The following is a 12,847-nucleotide window of genomic DNA, read 5'->3' on the forward strand; positions in this document are numbered from 1 at the left end:
TTTGATCTTAATCTATTTTCATATACTACTTATTACTTATACTAACTTATAGTCAATTGTAGCAGGATATGGTATAATATTCCTTAATTAATAATGATAGTATGTTATAAAATATAATGATTTAATTATAAGTTATTAAAAGGAGAAATAATTACATGGAAATTTCAGTTTCAACAGGACTATATTACACCAAAGACTATAGGGAGATTTTAGACATTATCGCAAGTACATCCTGTAATAACATTGAGTTATTTCTTAATCAGAAATTCATTGACGTTAACACTTCTGAACTTGAAAAAGAAATTATAAAAAGAGATCTTAATATATTAAGTATACATACCCCATTAGAGTTTATTGCTTTTCCAAGAAAAGAGAGTGAAGTTTATTGGATTGATAAAAGCATTGAACTTTCTAAAATCTTTGATTCAAAAGTGATAGTTTCCCACATGGTTAATGGAGAATATTTTGATGATAGAATTAAGACATTGGATGAACTTCATAAGCAGAATATGATTGATTACTGCGAAACTAAAGATATTCGTGTAACAACAGAAAATTTACCTTATAGTGATCAGGGAAGTTTTTTGAGAAGATTCGATGAATTATTTAAGTTTATAAGCAATAACAATATAGGCTTAACCTTTGATACAACCCATTGTGCTTTTGGCGGTTTTCCTATCATTGAGACATTTAATACGTTTAAAGATTTTATCAAAAATATTCATTTAAGTGATTTTGATAAGGGTATTGAACATAAAATTTTAGGTGAAGGAACTTTACCTTTAAAAGACTTTATTGTTCAATTAAAGAAAGATAATTATGAGGGGATACTGACAATAGAGCTAGATTTTGATAATAAGAAAAGAAATAACATATTAAACAATGAACAAGCTATATCATCAATACAAAAAAGTATAGATTTTATAAAAAACAACATTAAATAACTGATTGTATTATGATGGGGTGAGAGAATGATAATACGAGAATTGACACAGGAAGCTTTGCTTTAAATAAATAATTACCGGAAGGTGTCAGCATGACCACCACTCATACTGAAGAAGATACAAATGCAGTTTACAAAGGGCTTTTTCAGCATAATGTTAGAAAAACATATGGCTTGCTTAGAAAGCCCAATATTGATATAAATATATATTTAAAAGAAAATAATATACCTATTGGAGCCATATTATGTGATACATTTAATTTTTGTATGTATATTGATGTAATGTGGATAGAGGAGTCATATAGAGGAAAAGGGCTAGGGAAGGCACTTATAAATCAAGCAGAGAAAATAGCAAAAGATAATGGTTGTGTATTCTCTCATACTTGTACCTTTAGCTATCAGTCTCCAGAGTTTTATAAAGCATGCGGCTATACAGTTTTCGTAGAACTAGATAATTATCCAAATGGAATAGTGCAATATTTTTTAAAGAAAATGCTCTAAAGTATTCATCCGTAAAATAAATATAATTTTTAGTTATATTATTAAATGACTTTAATAAGTAGAGGCTTAGGAGCTACTACAGCATTTATGGAGTGGAGAACAATGAATTATGGAATTTATTTTAGTACAGGATTAATTGCAAGTATTGATTATTGGAGACCATTGATAACGGAATATATAGGAGAAGCAGATGGCATAAGAATTGATTGCTGGAATGGTGAAGAGCAGATAATATCTACTTTGAAAAAACTTTGCTATGATTTAGATTTAGAAAGTAATTGCGATATGCATATATTTAAATTTAATATAACTGAAGAAGTTATTAACGATGGAACTATGGTTGAAATGATATTTAATGAACAGGGTGATTTTTTAAAGTTTGGTGATGATGTTTCCGAGAAAGATGCTGAAAAAGCTAAGAAAGAAATAAATTTTTATATGAAAAATAACTATGAGAATAGTCGCAATCAAAAATAAATATGGAACAATATATAGTTTTAGAACACAAGGGAAAGAGTGGGAGCATGTAGGGGTTGTATTTACGTTGGGGTATATGCCTAATCCGGCTTCCTTGGAAGCCGGATGTGATGATATGACGGTCATGCTTACTTTATTCAAGCGAATAGTCATAGCGAATGAAACCTTTGTGATGTGCAATCTTGTCATAGAGAACACGAGCGTTGGTATTGTCTTGGTGAGTTTGCCAATAGAGTTTAGAAGCATTATGCTCGCGTGCAGCTTGAGCTACTTGCTCAATGAGTGCGCGAGCTACCCCACGCCCACGGGCAACTTCATCGACAAAGAGGTCTTGTATGTAACAGACTTTTTCCATCCAGATAGTGCGATGGAACAGGTAGTGAGTGATACCAATCAAGTTTCCTTGAAGATATGCACCAAAACCGAAGATTTCATCGGAGTTCAGCAAGTGGTTCCAAACTTCATCGTATTCGGAGTCGGAGAGCTCAGTATTGTAAAAGGTTTTGTAACTTCGAGCCAAAATGTTCCAACGGTTACGGTCCGCTGCTCTTAGCGGCTCTATGTCAATTATAATTTGTTGATTCGATATTTCCGTCATCTAATAATCATCCTCCCAATTATAGTAATTGCATTTAACTAGTTAATTGTAGCGTTCAATATACGATTTTCACGGCTCCAGAGATATTTGAATTAAACATCACGCATGTTTAATTTTACCATATATTTGACACAAATAATAGAATTGAATTTTTCACTAAAAACTATTAGACACATTTCAAATATTAGGGGTAACAAGGGGTAAGAAAGAATGGCGAAAAGTGTTCTTTGGAAGTATGATAAAGAATTTGGGATTGCATACTTTTGTTCAAGTTGCAAAATGTTTCTTTGTGACGTGGGAAATTGCAGGAAATGCAGTCAAAAGTTAGATTGGGATAATAAAGATGAGTATAAAGGAAAAGTTAAGTGAAGTTAATTTACATTATGAAGAAAATGCGACATAACATTTGAGATTGAAAATGCGAATAATGTTCTTTGAAAACTGAATAATACGGTATTTATAAAATAAATTAAGGTATAAGTCTATGTATGATTATAATGAGATTATATGTAATATGTGCTATAATTATCCTTAAGCTATATCGGAATTGTAAAATAAGTCAAACTGCAGATTATTTATATAATGGAGGGGGCAAATTAAAGTGGCAAGAGTTTATGGAATTAAAAAGCGATTAGAGCAAAATAATATTGACAAAAAACTTATAAAGAAAATTATTGGAAACGAAGATTTAGTAGAAGTCATTACACGGATGGAAACTTTACTTGATGCTGATATGATGTATGAAAGTTTGGATTCTTGTGCCTGTTTGGGCGGCAAAGAATATCTAAAAAAATGTGAAAAAATCGGTAAAGAATTGACTGGCAAATCTTTAAACGAAAAAATACTCCATCTCAATAGTAAGATTTTTGCTTCCGAAAGTATCGCCTTAAATAATGACGGTACTTTGAATGCGGTAATGGTTTACAAAAACAATGATAAGTATTCGTGCGTTTGTTCAGCCACCGTTTGTAAAGATGTGAAAGTTTCAGACCTTGCTCTATCAAAAAGCAATTCTGATGACCGTGACATGCCTTTATCATACTGTTTATGTTGTGCTGGGTCATTTCGCCGCCATTTACAATTAATGTTAGATGTTAAATTGAAAACAAAGAAAATTATTTCGTCTCCGATTAACAGTCGAGGTGAAAAACCATGTGAATTTGTTTTTGAGTTTAATTGATACAGTTTCCACTAATAAGCATAATTAGAAGTTATTTTACTTCGCAATGTTCAAAATAGACGAATCAGCAATAAAAACCGAATATTTTATTAAAATACCGTATTATTCAGAAAAGGATTTTACGGTATTTTTACGTCGTAATTCAAATCTATTATCAGTGAGAAATTTTACCATAAATGAGGTGATTGTATGAACCAGCAAACAAGTATGTTTAATAAAATAGTTGTAGATAACTTTGCTGGCGGGGATGGTGCTAGTACAGGAATAGAAATGGCTATTGGCAGGAGTGTAGATATAGCAATTAATCATGATATAGAAGCTATTAGGATGCATAAAACTAATCATCCAACAATTAAGCACTATTGTGAATCTGTGTGGGAAATAGATATTAGACAGGCTATACAAGGGCATTCAGTAGGATTAGTTTGGTTTTCTCCAGATTGCAAACATCACAGCAAAGCTAAAGGCGGTAAACCTGTTGAAAAGAAGGTAAGAGGGCTTGCATGGATAGTTAATAAATGTGGAGGTCAAGTTTCTCCAAGAGTAATGATGCTGGAAAATGTAGAAGAGTTCCAAGAATGGTGTCCACTAATAGCTAAAAGAGATAAAAAAACTAGAAGAGTACTTAAGAAAGATGGAACTATAGCAGCTAAAGGTGAGCATTTTCCTATAAAAGAACAACAACTTGTTCCAGATCCTAAAAGAAAAGGTAGATACTTTAGAAGGTTTATACGCAGGCTAAATGAACTTGGATATGTAGTTAAATATAAGGAATTATCAGCTTGTGACTATGGAGCACCTACTACACGTAGAAGATTAGTAATGATAATGAGGAATGATGGTAAAGTAATTAAATGGCCAGAATCTACTCATGGAGAAGGGAAGCTGCCATATGCGCCAGCTAGTAGCATAATTGATTGGAGCATACCAATACCTAGTATTTTTAATAGGAAAAAGCCATTAGCAGATAATAGCCTTGTTAGAATAGCAAGAGGTATCCAGAAGTATGTCATTGAAGATGAACCTTATATAGTTAATGATACAGCGTACTTCTTAAGTCACTACTACACACACCAGGGAAAAGAAACTAGATGCAGTAGTTTAAGAGAACCAATAGCAACAATACCTACACAAAATAGATTTGGGGTAGTTGCAGTTAAGTTGCAGGACATACAGTTACCCATGAAAGATAACGTATTTGCCTTTTTAACTAAATACTATGGTTGCGATACCGGACAGAGCTTAAATGGTCCTATCCATACAATTACCACTAAAGATAGATTTGGATTAGTAGTAGTTAGAGGAAAAGATTATAAGATAGCAGATATAGGATTAAGAATGCTTACAGCTAGAGAATTATTCAATGGGATGGGTTTTCCTAAGAGTTACATTATAAATCTTGATTACACTGGGAAGACATACCCAACAACACAGCAAAAAGCAAGGTGTGGGAATGCAGTAGTGCCTATACTGTCAAAGGTTCTAGTAGAAGCTAACCTACCAGAGCTATGCAAAGAAAGTATGAAAGAAGTAATCTAAATATTTATTTATCTATATATACAGATAATACGCTAATTATGGGATGCAAATATATTGTTTAATAATTATAATATCAAAAGAATAGATATTAATACGAGAGCGCCATATGAAGTTTTAGTTTTTTGAACCTATGGTAAGAATCTAGTGTTCCAATGGTGATGTTTATTGCCTAAAATGTGACACCAATAAAGCAGCACTTTGGTGGCTTAATCAAATATTTATCAGCTAATCTTTATAATAAAAATGAAAGGAACTGCTTATTATGAAAAAAATAAAAGTTGCTATCATCTTTATAATACTAATCATCCTTTTGTTCATTGTATGCACCTCAGGAAAATCACCTAAAGAACCACCTAAAATAACAATAACTATTGGAGATAGAGAAATGAAATACATTGTTGCAAAAAACCAATGGGATGGTGCTATATATGACAGAGAAGACACTTTTAAAGCCATCTTGAAAAAAGATTCTGACGCTGATATTCCACATATTGAGATTGGAAAAAATGCTATGATCAGTTTTAATAATCACCCTCCAACGAAACTCGCAGTGTTAGATATTTTAATTGATAAAAATGGGAATCGGATGTATTCTAACATGGGGATAGCAAATATTCCGGTTGAGCTAAAGAAAGGTAAATACTCTTTTGAAATTAAGAAGCATCCAGCGTCTTTTTTGAGTTCAAAGCATGAGGAAAATAAAATTGATATTAGAGGTTTTAGGATTATTGCTTCTTGGGGAGAAAATGAGTGCGAATACGCATTTATTATCAGAACGGACGGAGCATAAGTTATATACGAAATGAGTATAATCTCAATTTAAGCTAATTTATATTTTTTGGAGAAAGTCTTAGAAGGATTTAGAATTTAAAAACAGATATTGGGTATTTTGATGAGGTTGATAAAAAGATGTTAGGACTTTGCTTTTTATAAGATTTGCATAGTTATAAAGGAAAAGAGTTAAGGGGTATTTTATGTTAAAAACTAGTAGGTGTAAAATAAGTGATATAAAAAAAGAGGATTATGAAGATATAAAAAAACTATATTTTAATAAAGATGTAAGAGAATTTCTTGGTGGAGTTGTAGATAAGAAAGCTTATGATCACATTTTTTCTCAAATCATAACATATGATAAGAATTCGTTTTATTGGGTGGTACGATACCATGTAAATGATGAGTTCATAGGTTTAGTTTCTCTTGATAGACACCATGACGGCATAAATACAGAAGTATCTTATCAATTTATGCCAAAATGGTGGGGGGATGGTTATGGGGAAGAAATCATTAAAAGAATTATAAATTATGCTTTTGAAGAATTAAAGTTAACAAGAATAGTAGCTGAAACACAATCTGCAAATAAAGCATCTTGTAAGCTATTAAAAAAGATTGGTATGAAATTAGAACAGTCAGTTGAGAGATTTGGTGCTGAACAATATATATTTAGCATATCGAATTAAATAAGATATAATATTTTTGAACTGTAGTATTTATTTTAGAAAGTGTGAGATGTCAAAATGGATAATATGTTACGCAATAAAATATATATCATAGGGTCCGTGGCGAGTGGAAAGACCACAATGGCAAGGAAACTATCAAAACAATTAAATATTCCGTGGTATGAATTAGATAATGTAGTTCATTTGAGATTACCCAGTGGTGACGTAAAAAGAGATGCCAAAGAAAGAGATTTTGAATTTAACAAAATTACATGCTCTGATAAATGGATTATTGAAGGTGTTTATCGTCAATGCTTTAACAATGGATTTGAAAAAGCAGATACAATTATTTTATTGGATACACCACCATTTAAAAGAAAATATCGTATTGCAAAGCGTTGGATTTGTCAGAACTTAAAGATGGAAAAATCTAATTATGTACCAACTTTAAAAATGCTTTTTCTTATGTATAAATGGAGCAATGGCTTTGAAAAATCAAAGAAGGATATTTTTGAAACGCTTGTTCCTTATAATGATAAGGTAATTGTATTGAAAGATAATACCTGCCTTGCTTTGGAATAGACTTAATTGTGAAGTAAAAGATGTTTGGCTCACTGCGGACAAAATAAATGGTGAACCCTTTTGGTTTTCTATAGGATTTAAGGATACCGGAGAGGTAGAAAATGGACTAAAGGTATTAGAAATTTCAATTTAATAAAAAGAGGATTTATATAATGAATAAGAAATATAATAAGTTTAAGATAGCATGTATTGGATTAATTGGTATTATACTATTGTGGGCCATTCATCCTACTTGGACTCCTAAAATAAATGGATTAAATAGTATATCAGAATATAAAACTATTAAAATAAATGGCTCTAAGCAACAGATTTTGATTCGTGGCAAGGATAGAAAGAACCCAGTGATTATATTTATACATGGAGGTCCAGGTTGCCCAGAGACACCCTATGCTAGAAAGTATCAAAGCTTACTTGAGGAGAATTTTACTGTAATAAACTATGATCAAAGGGGTATGGGGAAGTCCTTTAGCTTTTTTCAGAGTTATCCAGAGCTTTCCATAGACACCCTCGTAACTGATTTAATTGAAATAACAGATTATGTTCCTAATGAGCTCAAAGTTGAAAAGGTTATACTGGCGGGACATTCTTTTGGTACTATAATAGGGGTAAAGGCGGCTGCTCTGGCTCCAGAGAGATATTATGCGTATATAGGTATTGGACAAGTAGGTGATTTCTGGAAAGGAGAGCTTGAAGCTTTGGAATATTGCCTTTCACAGGCTAAGTTAAAAGGCAATGATAAAGACATAAACAAGATAGAAGATTATAGGAGTATAGTTGAAAGCAAAGAGGAGTCTTTTCCAAGGGAGTATGTAAGAAAATATGGTGGAGCTGCTAGGCTTATTAATGAAGGTATGGATATGTTAAAGGGAGTGCTGTTTAATGCAGAGTATAATTTTCTAGATGGCATTAAATATATTAAAGGATTATCTATGGCGGATAAGAAGCTTTGGAATGAAGTTAAAAATACTCAGTTGACAAAAGAAGTTAAAACTCTAGACATACCCTGCTACTTTATTTCTGGTAGATATGACTACCTCACATCAATTGGTACTGCTAAAAGCTATCTAGAATCTATAGCTGCACCAGTGAAAGATTTTATAGTATTTGAAAAGTCAGCGCATTTTCCGCAGTATGAAGAAAAAGAAGAATTTTCAAGCTGGTTAAAGGAAATTTGTTCTAAGCTAGAAATTAAATAATTTTATAAGCTTTCATTAATTATATAACAGTTAAAATAGGAGTAGGGTTATGCTAAATTATAGCGAAAAAGAACTGAATATTATTTTGAATAAAGTTTTAAATAAAAGAATTATTAAGATAACTCCAGTGGGGAATCATCATTTAAAGAGGCACTTGGTTTATAAGGTGGATATTCTTAATGAGCAATCTTTAATATTCAAACTCTATTATAAAAAGAATAAGAGAGATAGAGAACTGAATAGCTTAAAGCTATTAGAGAATAGTACAGTTAAGCTTCCTAGGGTTGTTAGTTATGGTACCTTAGAAAATGAGGATGAATGGATAATTTGTGAGTTTATTGAAGGAGAAGTATTTGACCGCATTAAAGATAAAATACCCTATGATCAGCAGTTAAAGCTGTTTTATCAAATGGGTACAGAATTAGGAAAAATACATTCCTATAAAACTTTCGATTTTTTTGGAGATTGGAATAGTCCAAATAAGAATTTAAAGGATTATTCTAAGTATTTAGTTGAAAATATGGAACAATGCTTTGAGGAGATATTGAAACAAAAATTACCAGATGAAAATTTATTGCTACAGGCTATACAGCTAATAAGACATAGTTATAATGATTTAGACAAGCATATCCTTCCTACATTGATACATAATGATTTTGATGGGAGAAATATTTTAGTAAAACAGGTGAATGGACAATATGACATTAGTGCTATAATCGATTTTGAGATGAGCATGCCTGGAAATATTAAAAATGACCTTGTAGCTCTATATTATAGATATTTTTTAGATAACAAGGATTTTGAGAGGAATTTTATTAAAGCCTATTCAAGTTATTTACCCATAGAAGAAGCTTTTTATAAGGAATTAAATATAGAACTATTAAAATTCTTGGTAGGGAATTGTAGCTGGGCTTATTGGCAGGCACCAGATTACTATAAAGATAATATTGAGTTTTTAAGAAGGCTTTTAAATAAGAGGTTTTAATATTTTACATTATGATGGTAACATGGGGTGATTTAATGAGAGGTAAAAAAATAGCTGTGATTTCGGATATTCATGCTAATATCCATGCTTTAAAGAGCTTTATTGGATACCTAGATCAAGAAGGGATTGAAATGGTATTGAATCTAGGAGATTTTGCTATGAGAGGACCAAACCCCTGTGAAGTTTTTGATCTTATCATGGAAGATAGAAGATTTATAAACATTATAGGTGATGATGAAAATAGTTTACTAAATGAAGAAAGATCCTTTGATGAATTAGATAGTGATGGAAGATCCATATATAATTGGGCTAAGGAAATCTTAGGAGAAATAAGGCTAGAAAAATTAAAGGAATTACCTAAATTAAAGGAACTTAATATTCAAGGTAAAAAAATACTGATGATACATGATGATAATGGCTATGGTGGAGGGGGAGTTAACGAAGAAAGTGCGTTAATAAGACTTTTTATAAGACATAAGAGCATTGAAAAAGTGGATTTTAATTATATCTCTAAGTTTCATTATATTTTTTATAGAGGCTCCCATCTTCAGGAATTACAATTTTGCAGAGAAGTTTATCCTTTAACCATAGTTGATCCAGGTAGTCTTTGTTGTTATAAAGATAATCTATCAAGTTTTGCAGTAATAAACCTTGAAGATAATGAAATATGTTTTAAGACCATTGAATTTGATAGAAATAAATTAATAGAAGACCTTTATAGGCTTAATATACCAGCTAAAGATACTATCTTATGTAATCAATATAATATTAGAAATATTGAGCAGATTCTTGAAAGTGATGATAATCTAAAGCAGTATGCAACCCAGCAAGGTCATGTGCGTATATTTTTTGATAAGCTAGATTCTCATGGAAATAATATTGTAAATAAAGAAGTTTATAAGGCTTTAATAGAAAGAAGCTTAAAGAGAAGCAAATATGTAGTTTTTGGATGCTGGAAATATGAACAGGCTATTATTGAAGAAATACTGAATAATATGAAATGTATTGAAGTGGAGAATAGTGATAATGGTCAACAATGGTACAAGGGTGAACTGACAGAAAAAGTTATAACACTTGTTAAGGAAGATTATCTGAATAAATCTGGAAGATTTAAATGGTTTGAATTAAGTGTTATAGAGTCGCTAAAAAGTGAAAGATCTAGTTTTGGCATAAGGGATTATGGCTCAGATTGTTGCTTCCACAATGCCAATAAAGAGGATTTAAAAGCTATTAAGAAGGTCCTTAATGATAATGATATTTTCTATAGACTTTCTACTATAGACTTAAATCCATAAAATTTTAAAAGATATAGCAGTTTGCGGAGAGGAATAGATATGAGTAGACAAGCTATTTTCATAGATTTACAGGGAACCTTAGGCGGAGAACCCTTAGGAGATATTCTTAACTTCTCTTTTTATGATTTTTCCATTAAGGCTATTAAGTTGCTAAATAAGAATAGCTTACTGGTATTCATAATTACTAATCAAAGTCATATAGCTAAAGGATACTTAACCATGGAGCAATACGAAAACTGTGTCAAAGAGTTAATTCATGAATTAGAGCTTAGGGGAGCAAAAGTTGATGGAATTTACTGCTGCCCTCATGGAAGAGGTGATGGATGTGACTGTAAAAAGCCCTTACCAGGCCTTGTGAAACAAGCTCAAAAGGATTATGATATAGATTTATCTAAGAGCTATGTTGTTGGAGATATGGGGTGTACAGACATGATTTTAGCTAAGAATATAGGAGCTAAAGGGATATTAGTGCGAACAGGAGTAGGAGAAGGCAGTCTTAATGAATATAGACATACTTGGCAAGATGTTACAGCTAACTATGTAGCAAATAACATTTTAGATGCTGTTAACTGGATATTATCTAAGAAATTTTAAAAATAGAATTTGCAATTATTATATAATAACATCTATTATATTTATATACAAAAAAATTAGCAAGGGTGATAAAAATGATTATTATAGTTAGTATTATATTAGCTTTTCTATGCGGATCAGTCCCAACGGGATACTTAATTACTAAAAAGCTATATGGTATAGATATAAGAACTAAGGGCAGTGGCAATATAGGATCCACTAATGTAAAAAGAATAGCTGGAACTAAAGCATCTATACTTACACAAATAGGAGATATTTTAAAAGGTATTATACCAATAATTTTAGGTATAGTTATATTTAGAAACATAACATTGCTAATTTCTAAAGATATCTATCTTTCTTTGCTTGCATTAGCTGTAATATTAGGACATAACTATACTCCTTTTCTTGGATTTAGAGGAGGTAAGGGGGTAAATACAACTCTTGGTGCTTTCATATTATTAATACCTGTTCCAACTTTAACGGGAGTAGCAGTGTATTTTCTTTTAAAACTATTTACATCTATTGTTTCTATTAGATCTATGGTGCTGGGTATAACTATATTTATAGCAAGCATTATTATGAAAAGCCCTTTACCTATAGTAGTTTCCACTGCGATGGCTGCTATATTAATTATCTTTAGACATAAAGATAATATAAAAAGAATTATAAATAAAGAAGAAAAATAGTTTTATACAGAAGTTAGATTTTATCTTGAAGAAGATATTAAACAAAAATAAAGAAAATTATAACAAGTTTATAGAGGTCATAAATGAAAAAGGATATATTGCGAACAATATAATCCTAAAAGAAAGCATAGAGTAAGACCCAAAAATTTAAAAAGGTCATGAGGTGAGGCAATGAAAAAAAGAAAAATTATAATTAGCAGCTTCATAATATTTTTAACTATTCTTTCTATAGTAGTAATAGTATTTTATAAAAATAGTTTGGATAAAAAAAGAAGGGAAGAGGAAGTATGCAATAAGGTAATTCTATATCTCACGAAGGAGGGTCCATATAGTGATAAAATAGTTGAAGAAGTTCATGTATCCTATGATAAAAAGTATAGGCTTTATACAGCGATTATTAAGTTTGAGAATAGTGATAAGAAATCAACGCTTATATTGTCTGAGGATGATATAAAATAAATATATATAAGATATTTGTACAAAAGAGAGGTAATGAAAAATGCAGCCCTTTACTGAAAGAGTAGTTAAAATCATAGGAAACATACCAAAGGGGAAGGTTATGACTTATGGACAAATAGCCTTTTTATGCGGAAGTCCAAGAGCTGCCAGGCAGGTGGTTAGAATATTGCATAGCTTAAGTCATAAGTATAACCTTCCTTGGCATAGAGTCATAAACTCCCAAGGGAAAGTAGCCATAAAAGATAGCTCTGCTAACATGCTTCAAAAGGATCTTTTAATAGAGGAGAATATTAGTTTTATTGATGATTCTACTGTAGATTTAGATGAGTATCAATACCATCCTTCTACGGACGAGTTTTTGTAACATGGTCTCCTTTTAAATATTGAGTTTAAT

The 12,847-nt window shown here is 31.2% G+C and carries 18 protein-coding genes; 17 read left to right on the plus strand and 1 reads right to left on the minus strand.

Translation table 11 applies throughout. The annotated features are described in order from the left end of the window. The first annotated feature begins 155 nt into the window (after positions 1–155). From BN2665_RS12985 to BN2665_RS12995, 3 genes are all read left to right on the plus strand, one after another. A complete protein-coding gene (locus tag BN2665_RS12985) occupies positions 156–944 on the plus strand; it encodes a sugar phosphate isomerase/epimerase family protein (RefSeq protein WP_055667533.1) in 789 nt (262 codons plus the stop codon). A 92-nt stretch (positions 945–1,036) separates the two neighbouring features. Continuing rightward, on the plus strand, positions 1,037–1,444 hold the full coding sequence (locus BN2665_RS12990; protein WP_055667534.1) for a GNAT family N-acetyltransferase: 408 nt from the start codon (positions 1,037–1,039) through the stop codon (positions 1,442–1,444). A 102-nt stretch (positions 1,445–1,546) separates the two neighbouring features. Continuing rightward, a complete protein-coding gene (locus BN2665_RS12995; protein ID WP_055667535.1) occupies positions 1,547–1,921 on the plus strand; it encodes a hypothetical protein in 375 nt (124 codons plus the stop codon). Positions 1,922–2,054: 133 nt separating this feature from the next. On the opposite strand, the gene BN2665_RS13000 is transcribed toward BN2665_RS12995, so the two are convergent. Next, on the minus strand, positions 2,055–2,519 hold the full coding sequence (locus tag BN2665_RS13000) for a GNAT family N-acetyltransferase (protein WP_055667536.1): 465 nt from the start codon (positions 2,517–2,519) through the stop codon (positions 2,055–2,057). A 210-nt stretch (positions 2,520–2,729) separates the two neighbouring features. Here BN2665_RS13000 and BN2665_RS27345 point away from each other — a divergent pair, with 210 nt between their 5' ends. From BN2665_RS27345 to BN2665_RS13060, 14 genes are all read left to right on the plus strand, one after another. Then, positions 2,730–2,888 (plus strand): hypothetical protein, encoded by a 159-nt coding sequence (locus BN2665_RS27345; RefSeq protein ID WP_195892696.1) that lies wholly within the window; start codon positions 2,730–2,732, stop codon positions 2,886–2,888. A gap of 232 nt (positions 2,889–3,120) precedes the next feature. Then, positions 3,121–3,699 carry a hypothetical protein gene (locus BN2665_RS13005; protein ID WP_055667537.1) on the plus strand — a complete coding sequence of 193 codons (579 nt, stop codon included), beginning with the start codon at positions 3,121–3,123 and terminating at the stop codon, positions 3,697–3,699. A 189-nt stretch (positions 3,700–3,888) separates the two neighbouring features. After that, on the plus strand, positions 3,889–5,238 hold the full coding sequence (locus tag BN2665_RS13010; RefSeq protein ID WP_055667538.1) for a DNA cytosine methyltransferase: 1,350 nt from the start codon (positions 3,889–3,891) through the stop codon (positions 5,236–5,238). A 262-nt stretch (positions 5,239–5,500) separates the two neighbouring features. Then, positions 5,501–6,028 (plus strand): hypothetical protein, encoded by a 528-nt coding sequence (locus tag BN2665_RS13015; RefSeq protein WP_055667539.1) that lies wholly within the window; start codon positions 5,501–5,503, stop codon positions 6,026–6,028. Positions 6,029–6,212: 184 nt separating this feature from the next. After that, a complete protein-coding gene (locus BN2665_RS13020; RefSeq protein ID WP_055667540.1) occupies positions 6,213–6,695 on the plus strand; it encodes a GNAT family N-acetyltransferase in 483 nt (160 codons plus the stop codon). A gap of 57 nt (positions 6,696–6,752) precedes the next feature. Beyond that, on the plus strand, positions 6,753–7,256 hold the full coding sequence (locus tag BN2665_RS13025) for a P-loop NTPase family protein (RefSeq protein WP_055667541.1): 504 nt from the start codon (positions 6,753–6,755) through the stop codon (positions 7,254–7,256). Then, a complete protein-coding gene (locus tag BN2665_RS27035; protein WP_154674944.1) occupies positions 7,243–7,389 on the plus strand; it encodes a hypothetical protein in 147 nt (48 codons plus the stop codon). The genes BN2665_RS13025 and BN2665_RS27035 overlap by 14 nt, the downstream gene beginning before the upstream one ends. A 19-nt stretch (positions 7,390–7,408) precedes the next feature. After that, positions 7,409–8,452 (plus strand): alpha/beta fold hydrolase, encoded by a 1,044-nt coding sequence (locus tag BN2665_RS13030; RefSeq protein WP_055667542.1) that lies wholly within the window; start codon positions 7,409–7,411, stop codon positions 8,450–8,452. Between the two features lie 49 nt (positions 8,453–8,501). Continuing rightward, entirely contained in the window at positions 8,502–9,437 is a 936-nt protein-coding gene (locus BN2665_RS13035; protein ID WP_055667543.1) for an aminoglycoside phosphotransferase family protein, read from the plus strand. Between the two features lie 35 nt (positions 9,438–9,472). Continuing rightward, positions 9,473–10,732, plus strand: coding sequence for a metallophosphoesterase family protein (locus BN2665_RS13040; RefSeq protein WP_055667544.1), 1,260 nt, complete (start codon positions 9,473–9,475; stop codon positions 10,730–10,732). Between the two features lie 39 nt (positions 10,733–10,771). Then, a complete protein-coding gene (locus tag BN2665_RS13045) occupies positions 10,772–11,326 on the plus strand; it encodes a D-glycero-alpha-D-manno-heptose-1,7-bisphosphate 7-phosphatase (protein ID WP_055667545.1) in 555 nt (184 codons plus the stop codon). A 74-nt stretch (positions 11,327–11,400) separates the two neighbouring features. Next, entirely contained in the window at positions 11,401–11,994 is a 594-nt protein-coding gene (plsY, locus tag BN2665_RS13050; RefSeq protein WP_055667546.1) for a glycerol-3-phosphate 1-O-acyltransferase PlsY, read from the plus strand. 171 nt (positions 11,995–12,165) lie between these two features. Further along, positions 12,166–12,453, plus strand: a complete 288-nt coding sequence (locus BN2665_RS13055) for a hypothetical protein (protein WP_055667547.1) — start codon at positions 12,166–12,168, stop codon at positions 12,451–12,453. Between the two features lie 40 nt (positions 12,454–12,493). Then, positions 12,494–12,817 carry an MGMT family protein gene (locus BN2665_RS13060; protein WP_055667548.1) on the plus strand — a complete coding sequence of 108 codons (324 nt, stop codon included), beginning with the start codon at positions 12,494–12,496 and terminating at the stop codon, positions 12,815–12,817. The last annotated feature ends 30 nt before the right edge of the window (positions 12,818–12,847 follow it).

The sequence above is a fragment of the Desnuesiella massiliensis genome, assembly GCF_001403615.1.
Lineage (GTDB): Bacteria > Bacillota > Clostridia > Clostridiales > Clostridiaceae > Desnuesiella > Desnuesiella massiliensis.